General features: G+C 73.2%; 9 protein-coding genes. 6 read left to right on the forward strand and 3 right to left on the reverse strand.

Annotation, left to right across the window (positions count from 1 at the left end; all coding sequences use genetic code 11):
- Positions 1 to 75 precede the first annotated feature (75 nt).
- From prfB to ACWD1U_RS28695, 3 genes are all read right to left on the reverse strand, one after another.
- Positions 76 to 1,182 carry a peptide chain release factor 2 gene (gene prfB, locus ACWD1U_RS28685; RefSeq protein WP_451111814.1) on the reverse strand — a complete coding sequence of 369 codons (1,107 nt, stop codon included), beginning with the start codon at positions 1,180 to 1,182 and terminating at the stop codon, positions 76 to 78.
- 70 nt (positions 1,183 to 1,252) lie between these two features.
- Complete coding sequence (locus ACWD1U_RS28690; RefSeq protein WP_451111815.1) at positions 1,253 to 2,500, reverse strand: serine/threonine-protein kinase; 1,248 nt, start codon at positions 2,498 to 2,500, stop codon at positions 1,253 to 1,255.
- 122 nt (positions 2,501 to 2,622) lie between these two features.
- A complete protein-coding gene (locus tag ACWD1U_RS28695; RefSeq protein WP_451111817.1) occupies positions 2,623 to 4,317 on the reverse strand; it encodes a protein kinase domain-containing protein in 1,695 nt (564 codons plus the stop codon).
- Between the two features lie 362 nt (positions 4,318 to 4,679).
- Here ACWD1U_RS28695 and ACWD1U_RS28700 point away from each other — a divergent pair, with 362 nt between their 5' ends.
- From ACWD1U_RS28700 to ACWD1U_RS28725, 6 genes are all read left to right on the forward strand, one after another.
- Complete coding sequence (locus ACWD1U_RS28700) at positions 4,680 to 8,300, forward strand: FHA domain-containing protein (RefSeq protein ID WP_451111819.1); 3,621 nt, start codon at positions 4,680 to 4,682, stop codon at positions 8,298 to 8,300.
- A gap of 175 nt (positions 8,301 to 8,475) precedes the next feature.
- Positions 8,476 to 9,885 (forward strand): ABC transporter substrate-binding protein, encoded by a 1,410-nt coding sequence (locus ACWD1U_RS28705; protein ID WP_451111821.1) that lies wholly within the window; start codon positions 8,476 to 8,478, stop codon positions 9,883 to 9,885.
- A 4-nt stretch (positions 9,886 to 9,889) separates the two neighbouring features.
- The gene (locus ACWD1U_RS28710) at positions 9,890 to 11,236 is read left to right on the forward strand and encodes a carbohydrate ABC transporter permease (protein ID WP_451111822.1); all 1,347 of its coding nucleotides are present in this window, start codon (positions 9,890 to 9,892) and stop codon (positions 11,234 to 11,236) included.
- Positions 11,233 to 12,147: a carbohydrate ABC transporter permease gene (locus ACWD1U_RS28715; RefSeq protein ID WP_451111823.1), complete on the forward strand. Its 915-nt coding sequence runs from the start codon at positions 11,233 to 11,235 to the stop codon at positions 12,145 to 12,147. The genes ACWD1U_RS28710 and ACWD1U_RS28715 overlap by 4 nt, the downstream gene beginning before the upstream one ends.
- Positions 12,148 to 12,290: 143 nt before the next feature.
- Complete coding sequence (locus ACWD1U_RS28720) at positions 12,291 to 14,549, forward strand: bifunctional glycosyltransferase/CDP-glycerol:glycerophosphate glycerophosphotransferase (protein WP_451111824.1); 2,259 nt, start codon at positions 12,291 to 12,293, stop codon at positions 14,547 to 14,549.
- Positions 14,550 to 14,747: 198 nt separating this feature from the next.
- Positions 14,748 to 16,961 carry a bifunctional glycosyltransferase/CDP-glycerol:glycerophosphate glycerophosphotransferase gene (locus tag ACWD1U_RS28725; protein WP_451111826.1) on the forward strand — a complete coding sequence of 738 codons (2,214 nt, stop codon included), beginning with the start codon at positions 14,748 to 14,750 and terminating at the stop codon, positions 16,959 to 16,961.
- Positions 16,962 to 16,964: the final 3 nt, after the last annotated feature.

Raw genomic sequence — 16,964 nt, forward strand, 5'->3', positions numbered from 1 at the left:
GATGCAAAACCCAGACATGCAGGCGCAGAAAAGGCAACTGCCGCCCCGAGGGCGGCAGTTGCCTTGTCGACAAACTTACTTCTCCTGCTGCTTGCGCCAGCGAATTCCGGCCTCGAGGAATCCGTCGATCTCACCGTTGAAAACGGCCTCCGGGTTACCGACCTCGAAGTCGGTGCGCAGGTCCTTGACCATCTGGTACGGGTGCAGCACGTACGAACGCATCTGGTTGCCCCAGGAATTGCCGCCGTCGCCCTTGAGGGCGTCCATCTTGGCCTGCTCCTCCTGGCGGCGCCGCTCCAGCAGCTTCGCCTGGAGCACGTTCATGGCCGTCGCCTTGTTCTGGATCTGCGACCGCTCGTTCTGGCAGGAGACGACGATGCCGGTGGGGATGTGGGTGAGGCGCACGGCCGAGTCGGTGGTGTTGACGCCCTGACCGCCGGGGCCGGACGAGCGGTACACGTCCACCCGCAGTTCGGACTCGTCGATCTCGATGTGGTCGGTCTGCTCGACCACGGGAAGGATCTCGACGCCCGCGAAGGAGGTCTGGCGCCGGCCCTGGTTGTCGAAGGGCGAGATGCGCACCAGCCGGTGCGTGCCCTGCTCGACCGACAGAGTGCCGTAGGCGTAGGGCACCTGGACGGCGAAGGTGGTCGACTTGATGCCGGCCTCCTCCGCGTACGACGTCTCGTAGATCTCGGTCTTGAAGCCGCGCTGCTCTGCCCAGCGCAGGTACATGCGCTGGAGCTTCTCGGCGAAGTCGGCGGCGTCGACGCCACCGGCCTCGGCGCGGATGTTCACCAGCGCCTCACGGGAGTCGTACTCGCCGGAGAGGAGGGTGCGGACCTCCATCTCGTCCAGCGCCTTCTTGACGGCGGCGAGCTCGGACTCGGCCTCGGCGCGGGTGTCCGGGTCGTCCTCCTCCTCGGCCATCTCGAAGAGGACGCCGAGGTCGTCGATACGACCGCGCAGGGCCTCGGCCTTCCTCACCTCCGCCTGGAGGTGGGACAGCTTGCTGGTGATCTTCTGCGCCTCATCGGGGTTGTCCCATAGGGACGGCGCGGCCGCCTGCTCCTCGAGCACGGCGATGTCTGCCCTCATCTTGTCGAGGTCCAGAACGGCCTCGATCGACTCCATGGTCGAGGAGAGGGACTTGAGCTCTTCGGATACGTCGACGACTGCCACGCCCTCCAGCGTAACGGCTCCGCCCGGCGGCCATCGCCGGGCGGCCCGGGCCGGCCGGTGCGGGCGGGGGTCAGGGGGACTGCGGGGCCGAGTTCTTCGTGTCCTGCGGAGGGGCGCTAGCGTCGTCGCCCGACGCGGACAGCCACGCACCGACGCCGACCGCCGCCGCCAGCACGACCGCGCCCGCCCCCAGGGCCACCCGGCGCCGCCGGGTCGCGGCCCGGTTGCGGGCCGAGCCCGGGCGCGGGGCACCGGGGGCGCGCGGGGCCCGGGCCGTGCCGTGGGCGCCGCCGGCCAGCTCGTCGGGGGCCGGGACGCGCATCGAGGTGTGGGTGTCCCGGTTGGAATCGGCCGGCTTCGCGCCCGGCACCAGGGGGACCGCGCCGCGCCGCCGGACCCGCTCCCCGGCCGGTTCCGCTCCGGCGGGCTGCTCCTCGCGCTCGGTCTCCTCGTCGGCCTCCGGGTCCGGCTCGTCCACCTCCAGCGGCGGCATGCCCGCCAGCATCGGCAGCAGCTCCCGCAGCCGGACACCCAGCTCCGAGGCCCGCAGCCGTGAGGCCGGCGCCTTGGCCAGGCACTGCACCAGCAGCTGCCACAGCTCGTCGGGGATGCCGGGCAGCGGGACGACCGTCTCCGTGACGTGCCGGCGCAGGACCGCGCCGGGGTGGCCGCCGCCGAACGGGGTGAAGCCCGCGAGCAGCTCGTAGAGGACCGTGGCGAGTGCGTAGATGTCGACGGACGCGCGCGGGGGCAGGCCCTCGACGATCTCCGGGGCGAGGTAGTCCGGTGTGCCGATGATCTTCGTGGCCTTGGTGCGGCGCGGGGTGTCGATGAGTTTGGCCACGCCGAAGTCGGTCAGCAGCGCGCGGTGGGAGCCGCCGGGCCCGAGGGGGCCCTGCATGTCCAGGAGGACGTTCTCCGGCTTCACGTCCCGGTGCACGACGCCCGCGGCGTGCGCGGCCGCCAGTCCGTCGGCGACGTCGGCCGCGATCGCGACGGCCGCCTCGGGCGCGAGGCGCCGGTCCCGCTCCAGCCGGGTCCGCAGGTCCGTGCCGCGGACGAGGTCCATGACGAGGGCCAGGTCGTTGCCGTCGACGACCAGGTCGCGCACCGACACCACGTGCGGGTGCTCCAGACCGAGCAGCGCCGTCCGCTCCTGGACGAAGCGCCCGACGAGTTCCTGGTCGGACGCGAGGTCCTCGCGCAGCAGCTTGATGGCGACGGGGCCTTCGGGACCGTCACCCAGCCACACCGTGCCGGCGCTGCCCCGCCCCAGGATCTGGTGGGCGGTGTACCGGCTGCCGATCTTCCGTGCCAAGGCTGCTCCTACCGACGCGTGTTGCCGCTAAAACTACGCGTCCGGAGAGCCAACCTTCACCGTGGAGGCGGAAATCACCCCGCCGGTGTCGACAAATCACCAACCTCGCAGGTCGGTTCGGGTCAGTTCGTGCCCGAACCGCTCCCGCCGAGCTTCTCCAACCAGCCGGTCACCGTGCTGAACCAGTCGGTGAGCTGGTCCCAGTAGCCCTTGGTGGTGCCGATCCACTCCTGGAGCGGGCTCAGTTCCCAGATCAGCCAGCCCGCGACGAACAGGATGACGATCGTGAAGAGGCAGCCCTTCAGGCAGCCGAGCCCGGGGATCCGCATCGGGTTGGCGCTGCGCTGCCGCGGCTGCCGGGGCTCGCGCTGAGGAGGCTGCGGCTGCTGGGGCTGGGCCGGCGGCGCGGGCGGGGCGTAGCGCTGCGGCGGCTGGGGCCGCTGGGGCTGGGGGGCGTACTGCTCGGGCTGCTGCTGGGGATGGCCGTAGCCGGGTCCGGGCGGGGGCGCCTGGTGCCGCGGGGGCTGCTGCTGCGGCCGGGCGACCTGGCGCTGGGGGCGGCGGCGCAGCGGGTCCTGGCCGGGGTCGAGGTACTGGACCTGCGTCTGCTCGTTGCGGTCGCGGGCCGCCCGCAGCTGGTTCTGCCAGGGGTGCGGGTCATCGGGCCCGCCTTGCCGGCCCTGCTGACCGGGGTGGCCGGGCGAGCCCGGCGGGACCGGCGGCATGACGGCGGTCGGGTCGGCCGCGCCCCGGCTGGGCAGCACGGCGGTGGGGTCGGCGGCACCGGCGGGGCCGCCGGTCTGCGGCAGGGCGCTGGTCGCGGCGTTCGGGTCGTACGAGCCGGCGCCCTGCGGGAGGACCTGGGTCGGGTCGGCCGCGCCGGGCGTGTCCGGCACGGGCGCGGGGTCCGGGTCGGGCACGAGGAGCATGCCGACGCCCTCGGCGGCGGCGATCTGCGCCGAGTTCGCGTGGACGCCGATGCCGTCGGCGACGACGCGCAGGCCGCGGGCGAGGTTCTCGGCGCTGGGCCGCTCGTCCGGGTTCTTGCGCAGGCAGCGCTCGATGACCGTCCACAGCGGGTCGGGGACGGTGGAGGGGCGGCGCGGCTCGGCGCTCAGGTGCTGGTGCAGCACCTCCAGCGCGGAGCCGCCGGCGAACGGCGGACGGCCGGTGACCAGCTCGTACAGCAGGATGCCGGCGCCGTAGATGTCGACGGCGGAGGTCTGCGGACGGCCCTCGGCGGACTCGGGCGCGACGTACGCGGGCGTGCCCACGAACTCCTGGGTGCGGGTCAGGCCCGGGGAGTCGGCCAGGCGGGCGATGCCGAAGTCGGTCAGCAGCGGGTGCATCTGCCCGTCGTACTGCTGGAGCAGCACGTTGGCCGGCTTGAGGTCGCGGTGGACGACGCCGTCGGCGTGGCTGGCGGCGAGCGCGTCGGCGATCTGGGCGGTGAGCAGCGCTGCGGCGACAGGGCTGAACGGCCCGTTCTCGCGCAGGTAGCGGTGCAGGTCGGGGCCCTCGACGAGGTCCATGACCAGCGCCAGCAGATCGCCCTCCACCACCAGGTCGCGGACCCGGACGATGTTGGGGTGGGTGAGCCGGAGCAGGACGGAGCGCTCCCTCAGGAACCGCATCACGACGTCCGCGTCGCCGGCCAGCTCCTCCTTGAGGACCTTGATCGCGACCGTCTCGCCGGGCTGTCCCGGCACGGCCGCCTCGGCGCCCGCGGTCTCGCGCTGGCGGGCTCGCCAGACGGTGCCCGTGGCGCCGCGTCCGAGCGGCTCCTCGAGCAGGTACTTGCTGCCTACCGGCCGCACGTCATGCGCTCCCTGGTGCTTGCCTTGCCTGCTGACCTGTCCGACCCACTGTAGTGCCGGGCCGCCGAAGACCGGAGTGTCGTCATTCTGTGGGTCTTACGTATCGGCTCTCGCACTCGTTCGACGGAAAGACGCTCACCTCGGTCTCGGGGTTGCCGGGAACGAAAGTGACCGGTCTCAAGAGGTCGCTCGTGGGGCATCTCTCAGGAACTTTTGGGGGCAGAGCCGACCAATCAAGATCACCTTTTCCGGAGCCAGGGGCGCGGTGTCAGTGGCAGGTGCAAGGATGCCTGCAGTACTGGCCGACGTGCTGGGGCGGGGTGGGGGACTCCGCGCCCGGGCAGAAGGGACCGCTGACGGCGATGCAGATCCGGCTGACCGTCGTAGATCCGCTGAGCGCATCGGCTCCGGGGCGGGAGAGCGCCCCGCGCAGCGACGTCCTGGTCACGGCGCCCGCCGGTACGGCGCTCGCGGCGGTTGCGTCGGCGCTCGTCCAAGCGGTCGCCGGCGGCGACGGCTCGGGCACACCGGTGCTGTACGCCGGGGAGCAGCGGCTCGACGCCCAGCGCTGCACACTCGGCGAGCCCCCGCTGACCGACGGTGCCGTGCTGTCCGTGGGGGCGCCGGGGGAACCCGAGCCGCACCCCGAGCTGGACGACGCCCCGGCCCAGCTCCAGGTGGTCGCCGGCCCGGACGCCGGAGGTGTCCATCTCCTGCACGGCGGCGAGATCCGCGTCGGCCGCTCCGCCGACGCCGACGTGCCCCTCGACGACCCGGACGTGTCCCGGCTGCACTGCGCGGTGACGGTGGGCGCGGACGGCCGCGTCTCGGTCGCCGACCTGGACTCGACGAACGGCACGACGCTGGACGGTGAGCGGGTGGGCGGCCGCGCGGTCCGTCTCGCTCCCGGGGCGCTGCTGCGGATCGGCGAGTCCGCCTTGCGGCTGGCTCCCGCCGGGGGGCCGGGGGGCCGGGTGGAGACGACTCCGGACGGGGAGGGGCATGTGCGCGTGCCCGGGCCGGCCGCGCACGCCTCTGAAGCCCGCCCGACGCCCGCCGGACCTTCCGGTCCCGCCTGTCACACCTATGGTTCGGCGGCCTGGGGCGCGCCGGTCAGCTCCGGGGAGCCCGCCGTGGTGCCGGGGCAGGGCGGGGCGCCGCGAATCGAGAGCCGGGGCGCGGACGCGAGGGCCGAGGCGCCGCGGACACATCCCGGGGCGACGGGGACCGCGCACGTCTCCCCGCCCCGGCAGGCACCCGCCGCCTCCCCCGATGCGGTACGGCCCGCCTCGCCCGGAGCAGCGCACAGCCGTCCCTCGGAGGACGTGGTCCGGACCCCCCGGCAGCGGGGGGCGTCACGGGCGGCATTCGGTGACGGGGACACACACGCGGGACGCTCCGGGGTCGAAGACCTGGGCGGGGCGTTCGGCGACACGGGTGCGGACGATGCCGGTGGGCACACCGAAGCGGCGCACGACGCCGACCATCCCGGCCGTGGGCGCAAGGGCACTCCCCTCCGGGGAACCGACGCGCCGCCGGGGACGCGCCGGCGGGGCGGGCTCGGAGCGTGGGCCCGGCGACTGGCCGGAGGGCGCGGTGAGCAGGAAGCGGACGCGCGCGGGACGTACGAGGACGAGCCGGCCGCGGTGGTGGTGGCGGAGCGCTCGGCCGCCGTGCCGGCCGCGCCGGAGACCTGGCCGGACCCGGCCGCGCTGCTGCTGACGGCCCTGGGGCCGGGGCCTCGGCTGTGGGAGCGCGCGCCGGGCCACCCGGAGGCCCTCGCCGTACGCCTCGGTACGGCCGACCGCGCGGCGCCCGACGGGTCGGGCCTGCTGCCCGCGGTGCCGGTGACCGCCGGGCTGCGTGAGGTCGGAGCGCTGGGACTGGCCGGGCCCCGGGGGCGGCTGTCCGGGCTGGCCCGTGCCGTGCTGGCCCAGCTCGCCGCGCTGCACTCCCCGGACACGTTGGAGATCGTCCTGATCGCCGCGGACCACTCCCGCCCTCTGGAGGAACGCACCGCCGAGTGGTCCTGGCTGGGCTGGCTGCCGCATGTCCGCCCGGGGCACGGGCAGGACTGCCGCCTGCTCCTCGCCCATGACCGCGAACAGGCCGCGGCCCGTACCGACGAGCTTCTCCGGCGCCTGGAGGACCAGGAGGCGGAGGTGGCGGGGCCGGGAGCCGCCGCAGGGGCCGGCCACGCCTCCACCCGCACCGCCCGGGCGAACGGCAGCCCGGTGACCGGCGCCCCGGAGGGCCGCAGCCCGCTGACCGGCACCGCGGGTCCCGGAGGCCCGCTGACCGCCACTGCGACCGCCGTCCCGACCGGCAGCAGCCCCCGCCGCCCCTCCTGGGCCCGGGACGACACCCCCGGCCCCGACCGCGCGGACGACTTCCCCGGCCCGTACACCGTCCTCGTGGTCGACGGCGACCCGGGCGGAGCCGCCCTGCGCGAGTCCGTCGCGCGGCTGGCGCTGGAAGGGCCCCGGGCCGGGATTCACGTCGTCTGCCTGGCCGAGACCGCCGCCGCCTCCCCCGCCTCACCGGTGACGGAGACCTACGAGGCGGCCTGCTCCGCCGCGCCGACGTTCCGGCGGTGCGGTGCCGTCGCCCTGCTCAGCGGGGACGTGGCGACGGCGCTGCGGCTGATGCGGGTGGCCCGGGGCGGGGGCGACAGCTCACCGGCCGGACCCGTGGGGCACGGCACCATCGCCACCGTCGACGCCGTCTCCCCCGCCTGGGCCGAGCGGTTCGCGCGGGCGCTGGCGCCGCTGCGGACGGACGGCGCGACGAGCGACCGGCAGCCGCGTGTCTCCGCCCCCTTGCCCCAGGCCGCCCGGCTGCTGGACGAGCTGGGCCTGGCCCGGGCCACCCCGGCGTCGCTGATGGCGCGCTGGGCGGACGCGGCCGACGACGCGGACGCGCTGGGCGGACGGGTGCGCGCGGTGCTGGGCGCCGGACCGCGCGGCCCGGTCTGCGCGGACCTCGCGGCGCAGGGACCGCATCTGCTGATCGAGGGCCCGCCGGGCAGCGGCCGTACGGAGTTGCTGCGGGCCGTCGTCGCCTCCCTGGCCGCGGCCGAGCGGCCGGACCGGCTGGGCATCGTGCTGGTCGACGGCCGGGGCGGCCCGGGCGCGGGCGGCGGGCCCGGCGAGGGCCTGCTGGTCTGTACGGACGTCCCGCACGTCACCACCTACCTCACGGCGCACGACCCGGTCCGGATGCGGGAGTTCGCGCAGTCCCTGAGCGCCGAGCTGAAACGGCGGACCGAGCTGCTGGGGCGGTCCGACTTCGCCGAGTGGCACGCCGGGCGGGAGCTGTCGGGCCGTATGGTCGCCCAACGCACGGCGACGGCCCGGGGCACACAGGAGACCGAGGCCGCCGCGGGGGCGGGGGACCTCGACACCCCGCCCAGTTCCACTCTGCGCCTGCGGCCCGGCGGGGCCCGGCGGCAGACGGAGGCCGCGGCACCCCCGCTTCCCCGGCTGGTCGTGGTCGTCGACGACCTCGACGCCCTGGTCTCCCCCGCCCTCGGCTCGACGGGGCGGCCCGCGGCCGGGTCGGTGATGCGCGCCCTGGAGGCCGTGGCCCGGGAGGGTGAACGGCTGGGCGTGCATCTGGTGGCCGCCACCGGGGCGTGCCCCCGGACGGCGGAGACCGAACCGGCGCGCCGGGCCACCCTGCGCGTGACTCTCGACGCCCCGGCCCCGGGACCGGACGAGCCCGCGCCGGGCCGGGGAAGCCTGAACTGGGCGGACGGGCGGATCACGACGTTCCAGGGCGGGCGGGTCACCGGCCGCATCCCCCGGACGGCGACGCTGCGCCCCACGGTCGTACCCCTCGAATGGCACCGCATGGGTGACCCTCCGGCCCGGCGTCCGGTGCGGGAACTCGGAAACGGCCCGACCGACCTGGCACTGTTGGCCAGCGCGCTGCAAAGGGCGGCGCGGGAGGTCGCGGCGGCGAAGGTGCCGTCACTGCTGTAACACCGGCACGGCCACCGGCCCCACCGGCGTCACGGGGCCGCGTCCCTGGTCACGAGGGAGTCACGATCCCCCGCTTGACAGCGGACGCCATCTTGCCGCCCAGCACACCCGGGCGTAGACCAGATCGCACGGGAGCGCGCTCGACGTTCGACGAGGAACGAAGAACGGGGCAGTCATGCGCATGACGAGCAGCACCATCCGGACACGCTGGTCGCCCAGGCAGGACAAGGCGACCCCCCAGAACCGCAGAGCCGCGAAGGCCGCGGCCGCCGTCGCCGCGGGAGCGCTCGCGCTCTCGCTCACCGCCTGCGGAGGCGACGACAACACCACGGAAAACCCCGACACCACCGAGGAGGTGGCCAACACCGTCACCCTCCCGAAGCTGGACGGCACGAGCCTGGAGATCGCCGCCGTGTGGAGCGGCACGGAACAGGCCAACTTCAAGAAGGTCCTGGCGGAGTTCGAGAAGCGCACGGGCGCCAAGGTCACCTTCGTGCCCGCCCAGGACCCGATCATCAACTTCATCGGTTCGAAGGTGGCCGGCGGGCAGCCGCCGGACATCGCGATGCTGCCGCAGCCGGGTGCCATCAAGCAGGCCGTGGACCGGGGCTGGGCCAAGCCGCTCGGCGCCGACGGCCTCAAGGAACTCGGCGAGAACTACTCGCAGGGCTGGCAGGACATCGGCAAGGTGAACGGCAAGCAGTACGGCGTCTACTACAAGGCCGCCAACAAGTCCCTGATCTGGTACAACAACCAGGTCTTCGAGAACGCCGGGGCGAGCGAGCCCGAGACCTGGCCGGATCTGCTGAAGACCGCCCAGACGGTCTACGACTCCGGCGTCACCCCGTTCTCCGTCGGCGGCGCCGAGGGCTGGACGCTGACCGACTGGTTCGAGAACGTCTACCTCTCCCAGGCCGGGCCGGAGAAGTACGACCAGCTGGCCAAGCACGAGATCAAGTGGACGGACCCGTCCGTGAAGGACGCGCTGACCACCCTCGCGCAGGTCTGGGGCAAGTCCGACTACATCGCCGGCGGGGCGAACGGGGCGTTGCAGACCGACTTCCCGGCGTCCGTCACGCAGGTCTTCACCGGCGGGGACCAGCCCAAGGCCGCCATGGTCGCCGCGGGCGACTTCGCGCAGGTCAACATCCCCTCCTCCATGAAGGTCGGCACGGACGCGAAGGTGTTCCCGTTCCCGGCGGTCGGTGACAACGGGCCGGTGGTCTCGGGCGGCGACGCGGCCGTGATCCTTCAGGACTCGAAGGGGGCGCAGGCCCTGGCCACCTGGCTCGCCTCGCCGGACGCGGCGACGATCCAGGCCAAGCTGGGCGGCTACCTCTCGCCGAACAAGAACGTCGAGAACTCCGCGTATCCGAACGCGGTGCAGCAAAGGATCGCCAAGGCGCTCATCGACGCCGGTGACGACTTCCGCTTCGACATGTCCGACCAGGCCCCGCAGGCCTTCGGCGGCACGCCCGGCAAGGGTGAGTGGAAGATCCTGCAGGACTTCCTGAAGAACCCGAAGGACGTGGCGGGTACGCAGCAGAAGCTGGAGACCGAAGCGGCCGCGGCCTACGGAGGCTGACGGCATGACGTCGGCCACGGCGGCAGGGGGCGTCAAGCCCCCTGCCGCTCCCAAGTCGCGCAGGAGTGTGACCGGCACCCGCAGGTTGGTCGCGGCGCTGTTCCTGCTGCCCGCGTTCGTCCTGCTCGGCGCGCTCGTCGTGTACCCGATCGGGTACTCGGTGGTCCGCAGCTTCTACGACCAGTCCGGCGCCGGCTTCGCCGGAATCGACAACTACGAGGCCCTCTTCACCGACGAGGGCATCCGCACCGCGCTGAAGAACAACATCATCTGGGTGGTGTTCGCGCCGACGGTCGCGACGGTGCTCGGCCTGATCTTCGCGGTGCTGACCGAACGGGTGCGCTGGGGAACGGCGTTCAAGCTGGTCGTCTTCATGCCGATGGCGATCTCGATGCTGGCGGCGGGCATCATCTTCCGCCTGGTGTACGACCAGGACCCGGACAAGGGCGTCGCGAACGCGGTGTGGGTGGGCGTGCACGACACCTTCACCCAGTCGTCGGCGTTCCCGAAGGCCCACCCGGGCCGGGAGTCTCCGCTGGAGCCGGCCGGGGGCGGTGCCTTCATCACCAAGGCGCCCGTCCGCGCCGGAGAGACCGTCTCGCTGCCACTGGTGGGTGTCGCGCCCGACGTGATGCCGGACGGCGCGAAACCGGCCGTGGTGCCGAGGCCCGAGCCGGACAAGATCACGGGAACGACCTGGCAGGACTTCACCCGCGGCAAGGGCGTCGGCAAGCTCAATGACGTCGACGCGGGCGAAGTGGGCTACCCGGGCATGAGGGTCGAGGCAGTGAAGGACGGCAGGGTGGTGGCGTCGGCGACGGCCGCCGGCGACGGCACCTTCACCCTGCCGGCCTCGGCCGACGGGGCCCAACTCCGGCTTCCGGCGAGCAACTTCAAGGAGCCCTACAACGGCCTGGACTGGCTCGGCCCGTCCCTGGTCACCCCGGCCATCATCGGCGCGTACATCTGGATGTGGGCGGGCTTCGCGATGGTGCTGATCGCGGCCGGGCTCGCGGGCGTGCCCCGCGAGCTGCTGGAGGCCGCCCGGGTCGACGGCGCGACGGAGTGGCAGGTGTTCAGACGGGTCACGGTGCCGCTGCTGGCGCCGGTCCTCGCGGTCGTCACCGTCACCCTGATGATCAACGTGCTGAAGATCTTCGACCTGGTCTTCATCATCGCCCCCGGCTCCGCCCAGGACGACGCGAACGTGCTCGCCCTGGAGCTGTACCGCAAGGGCTTCTCCGAGGACCAGCCCGGCATCGCCAGCGCCATCTCGGTGTTCCTGCTGCTCCTGGTGATCCCGGTGATGTGGTTCAACGTCAGGCGGCTGAGGCGGGAGGTGCGGCGATGACCGCGGACGCGGGCAGTCTGCCCGGCAAGGCGGCGCAGCCCACCGGCTCCGTCAAGGCGAAGCACTCGCTGGGGGCCCGGCTGGTCGAGGGGGTCAGCGGCGGGCTGGTGCGGGTGTTCCTGATCGTGGTCGGCCTGTTCTGGCTGGTGCCGACGATCGGTCTGCTGCTGGCCAGTCTCCGCTCGCCGGAGAACATCGCGGCGAGCGGCTGGTGGAAGGTGTTCACGGAGCCGTCGCAGATCACCTTCGACAGCTACGCCAAACTGCTGGAGAACGAGGACATCACCAGCAGCCTGCTGAACACGGTGTGGATCACCGTCCCGGCGACCCTGCTGGTGGTGATCATCGGCTCGCTGGCCGGCTACGCCTTCGCCTGGATGGAGTTCCCGGGCCGTGACTGGTGGTTCCTGGGCGTGGTCGGCCTGTTGGTCGTGCCCGTGCAGGTGGCGCTGATCCCGATCGCCGAACTCTTCGGCAAGATCGGCGTCTTCGGCACGGTGATCGGCGTGGTGCTGTTCCACGTCGGCTTCGGACTGCCGTTCGCCGTGTTCCTGCTGCGGAACTTCTTCGCGGAGATCCCGAGGGAACTGCTGGAGGCGGCACGGCTGGACGGGGCGGGTGAACTGCGCCTCTTCTTCCGCGTCGTGATGCCGCTCGGCGCTCCGGCGATCGCCTCGCTGGGCATCTTCCAGTTCCTGTGGGTGTGGAACGACATGCTGGTCGCGCTGATCTTCTCGGACTCCGAGAGCCAGCCGATCACGGTCGCACTCCAGACGCAGGTACGGCAGTTCGGCAACAACATCGATGTGCTGGCCCCCGGTGCGTTCATCTCGATGGTGGTGCCGCTGGCCGTCTTCTTCGCCTTCCAGCGGCAGTTCGTGTCCGGCGTGATGGCCGGGGCGGTCAAATAGCATTCTCGAAAGGGAAGTTGGAAGGGGCGGGCCGGGCGCGGGCCGCCCCTTCGGCGTTCCCCCGGATGCCGTAGCCGCCGTAACCAAGTGGCCCCACCGGCCGTTCCCGGGCCGAACGCCCGCGCCGACCGATGGATGGCCTCTTGCCCAGGTTCAGTGTCATTGTCCCCGCGTACCAGGTTCAGGCGTACCTGCACGAGTGCCTCGAATCGGTGCTCTCCCAGTCCTGTCCCGATCTGGAACTGATCGTCGTCGACGACTGCTCGCCGGACGCGTGCGGTGCGATCATCGACGAGTTCGCCGCCCGCGACGCGCGCGTCCGTCCCGTCCATCTGCCGGAGAACGTCGGCCTGGGCCGCGCGAGAAACGCCGGTGTGGCCCGCGCGAGCGGCGACTACCTGCTGTTCCTCGACAGTGACGACACCCTCACGCCGGACGCGCTGTGCTCGATCGCCGACCGGCTGAAGGAGACGGGCGAGCCGGATGTCCTGGTCTTCGACTACGCGCGCACCTACTGGACGGGCGAGGCGGTCCGCAACCAGGCGGCCCTGCAGCTCACCGAGCAGGGCCCGGCCCCGTTCCGCCTGGAGGACCGGCCGGGCCTGCTGCGGCTGCTGATGGTCGCCTGGAACAAGGCGTACCGGCGGGAGTTCGTCGAGGACGGGGGGTTCGTGTTCCCGCCCGGCTGGTACGAGGACACGCCGTGGACGTACCCGGTGCTGATGACGGCGGAGTCGATCGCGACCCTCGACCGGGTCTGTGTGCACTACCGGCAGCGGCGGCAGGGCAGCATCCTGCGCACCACCAGCGAACGGCACTTCGACCTCTTCGAGCAGTACGACCGGGTCTTCGCGTTCCTCGATGAACGTCCCGAACTGGCCCGCTGGCGGCCGGCGTTGTTCCGCCGCATGGTCCACCACCTGGCGATCGTGTACTCCCGGCGGGGCCGGCTGCCCCGGGGCACACGCGCGGACTTCCTGCGCCGGGCCCGCGCCCACTACCGCCGCTACCGCACCCCCGGCGTCCCCGTCCCCCTGCGCTGCCGGATCCACCACACCCTGATCCGCTTCGGCCTGCACCGCACCTACCGCACCCTCCAGCTGGTGTCTGCCCTGCACCGCGCCACCGCCCGGACCACCGGGAAGCTGCTGTGCGGCCTGCGGTCCGCCGCGCTCCGGACCCACTACCGCGTACAGCGCTGCCTCCCGCTGCACGCCGACCGGGCCGTCTTCGCCGCCTACGACGGCCGCGGACACAGCTGCAACCCCGGTGCGCTGGAGTCCGCGTTCCGTGATCTCGCGCCGCACATCCGCACGGCGTGGGTCGCCCGTCCCGAGCACCACCACACCGTCCCGCCGGGCCCGCGCCGTCTCGTCCCCGGCACGGCCGCCTACTGGACGGCGCTCGCCCGTTCCCGGTACCTGGTCAGCAACACCGACTTCGACCACCGACTGGCCAAGCGCCGGGGCCAGGTCCTGATCCAGACCGGGCAGGGCACCCCGCTCGGGCACATCGGCCTCGACCTCCAGGAGCGCCCGGCGGCGGCCCGCGGCCGGGACTTCGGGCGGCTGCTCAAGGACGTCGACCAGTGGGACTACGTCCTGTCGGCCAACCGTCACACCACCCTGACCCACGAGCGGGTCCATCCGGGCCGCTACACCATGCTGGAGTACGGCTACCCCCGCAACGACGTGTTCCGGACCGCCACCCCGGCGGACGTGGTTCGGCTGCGCGCCTCGCTCGGCATCCCCGAGGGCTCGGTGGCGATCCTGTACGCGCCGACCCACCGCGACTACCGCCGCTCCCAGCGCCGGAGCCTCGACCTGCAGCGGATCGTGCGCCGCCTGGGCCCGCGCTACGTCGTCCTGGCCCGCGCCCACCACGCCTACGACGCCCCGCTGACCACCACCTGCGGCCGGGTCGTCGACGTCTCCGGCCACCCCAGTGTCGAATCGCTCTGCCTGGCCTCGGACGCCCTGGTCACGGACTACTCGTCGCTGATGTTCGACTACGCCAACCTGGACCGGCCGATCGTGATCCACGCCGACGACTGGGAGGCGTACGAGGCGGCTCGCGGCACGTACTTCGACCTGCGCACCTTCCCGCCGGGGGCGATCGCCCGCGGCGAGGACGAGCTGATCGACATCTTCGCCACCGGCCACTGGCGCGGCTCCCGCTCGGCCCAGCTGCGCACGGCGTTCCGCGAACGGTTCTGCACGTACGACGACGGACGGGCCGCGGAGCGGGTCGTGCGCCGGGTGGTGCTCGGGGAGACGGAGCTGCCGCCGGTCGTACCGCTGGACGAACGGTGCCCGGTGCCCTCGGCGGCGGCGTCGGCGCGGGAGCCGCTCGCCACGGTGCCGCGGCCGGCCGGCGCCGCGGCCGTCACCGACCTTCTCTGAACACGGTTCTCACCCGGGAGTCCGCATGCCCTCCAGCCCGTCGCGGCCGGCACCCAGCCGGCCGCCCTCCTGGCGCCCGTCCGGACGGCCGGGCCGCCGCACCACGGCCTGAGGCGGCCGGCCGCCCCGAGACCCTCCTGCCGAAGACACCCGCTCCCCGAAGACCCGCTTCCCGAAGACCTCGACAGAAAGAGCAGAATGCCCCGCTTCAGCATCGTCGTCCCGTCCCATGGGGTCACGGGCCGGCTGTCCCTGGCGCTGGACTCGGTCCTCGCCCAGTCGTTCGGTGACTTCGAGCTGATCCCGGTGTGCGACGCACCCGACGCACCGGCGGCGGACGTCGTCGCCGGGTACGCCGAGCGGGACTCCCGGATGACGCCCGTGCACTCCCCGCCGTCGGCCGGGCTGGCCGGGGCGCGCAACGCCGGGCTGCGGGCGGCGGTCGGCGGCCATGTGCTGTTCCTCGACGGCGACGACGTCCTGGTCCCGGGGGCGCTGGCGGCGCTGGACGCCCGGCTGGAGGAGACCGACACCGCCGAGAACCCCGTCGACGTCCTGTACTTCGAGCACGAGCGCACCCCCTGGTGGGAGGGCGAGCCGGCCAACCCGGCCGCCCCGCTGCTGGCCAGATCACCGGACGGCGTCTTCCCCCCGGAGCGGGCCCCGCAGCTGACGGGCGTCACGCTCCCGGCGTGGAGCGCGGCCTACCGCCGGGCCTTCCTCACCGATCGGGCCCTCACATTCCCAGGGAACCACTTCACCGATGTCGGGTTCGGCGGGCTGGTCGCCCTGCGGGCGGAGCGGATGGCGGCCCTGCGCACGGTCGTCGTCCGGCATCTGCTGCGCCGGCAGGGCAACCGCCTCAACCTCCCCGGTGAGCACCACGCCGAGCTGCTGGACCAGACCGAGCTGGTGCTGACCCGGGCCGTGGAGCAGGGGCTGCCGGCGGAGCGGCTGCAGCCGCTGTTCGAGCAGCTCTTCGCCGCCGTGCTGAAGACGGCGGCCCACCCGAGGCGGCTGCCGGCCGGGCGGCGTGTCTTCTTCCGGCGGGCGAGCGCGCTGTACCGGCGGTACCGCCCCGCCGGCTACCAGGTGCCCGGCGGCAGCCTCGGCGTCCAGCACCGGCTGCTGGCGTCCGGCTCGTACGCGGCGTTCCGCATCCTGCGCGCCGCCAACAAGAGGGCCGTACGGGCCGCCGCGTCGCTCCCCCGGCCCCGGGGCCTGCGCACCCGGCTGCGGTACGCGGCGGGCCGGCGCCTCCCCCTCGACAGGAACCTCGTCGTGTACTGCGCGTACTGGGGCCGCGGATACGCCTGCAACCCGGCCGCGATCCACGCCAAGGCCCGCGAACTCGCCCCGCACCTGCGCGCGGTGTTCCTGGTGGAGCCGGACGCGGTGGGCAGCATGCCGCCGGACGTGGAGTACGCGGTGATCGGCAGCCGCACGTACTGGGAGGTGCTGGCCCGCGCGAAGTACCTCGTCAACAACGCCAACTTCGCGGACGCGGTCGTCAAGCGCCCGGGCAGCGTGCACCTGCAGACCCAGCACGGCACCCCGCTGAAGAAGATGGGCGCCGACCAGGCGACCTACCCGGTGGTCGCCGCCGCGACCGGGAGCTTCGCCAAGCTGCTGGCCCGGGTCGACCGCTGGGACTACAACCTCACCTCGAACCGGCACTCCACGCAGATGTGGGAGAAGGCGTTCCCCGGTGCCCACGAGACCCTCGAGTACGGCTATCCGCGCAACGACGTGTACTACACGGCGTCCGCCGAGGACATCGCCCGCGTCCGCAGGGAACTGGGCGTCCCCGACGGCAAGAAGGCCCTGCTGTACGCCCCCACGCACCGCGACTACGCCACCGGCTTCGCGTCGGGCCTGGACCTGGCGCAGTTCTGCGAGGCGATCGGCGACGACTACGTGGTCCTGCTGCGCGCCCACTACTTCTACGACCAGGGCTCCTCCCGGGGCGGCGGCCGGATCATCGACGTCACCGGGCACCGCTCCTCGGAGGACGTGTGCCTGGCGGCCGACGCGCTGATCACCGACTACTCGTCGATCATGTTCGACTACGCCAACCTGGACCGGCCGATCGTCGTGTACGCGGACGACTGGGAGGTGTACCGGGAGACCCGGGGCGTCTACTTCGACCTGATGCGGTTTCCGCCCGGCCGGGTCGCCCGTACGCCCGAGGAGCTGGCGGCCGTGTTCCGCGACGGCGGCTGGGCGGACGAGTTCGCGACGGCGCTGCGGGCCGCGTTCCGGGAGCGCTTCTGCCAGTTCGACGACGGGCGGGCGGCGGAGCGTGTCGTGCGCCGGGTGCTGCTGGGCGAGCCGCCCGAGTCGATCCCGCCCGTGACCCCGCTCGCGGAGCGCGTCCCGGCCCCCGCGGCCGCCACCCTCGTGAGGAGCTGACCG

Source organism: Streptomyces sp. NPDC002788, assembly GCF_053592115.1.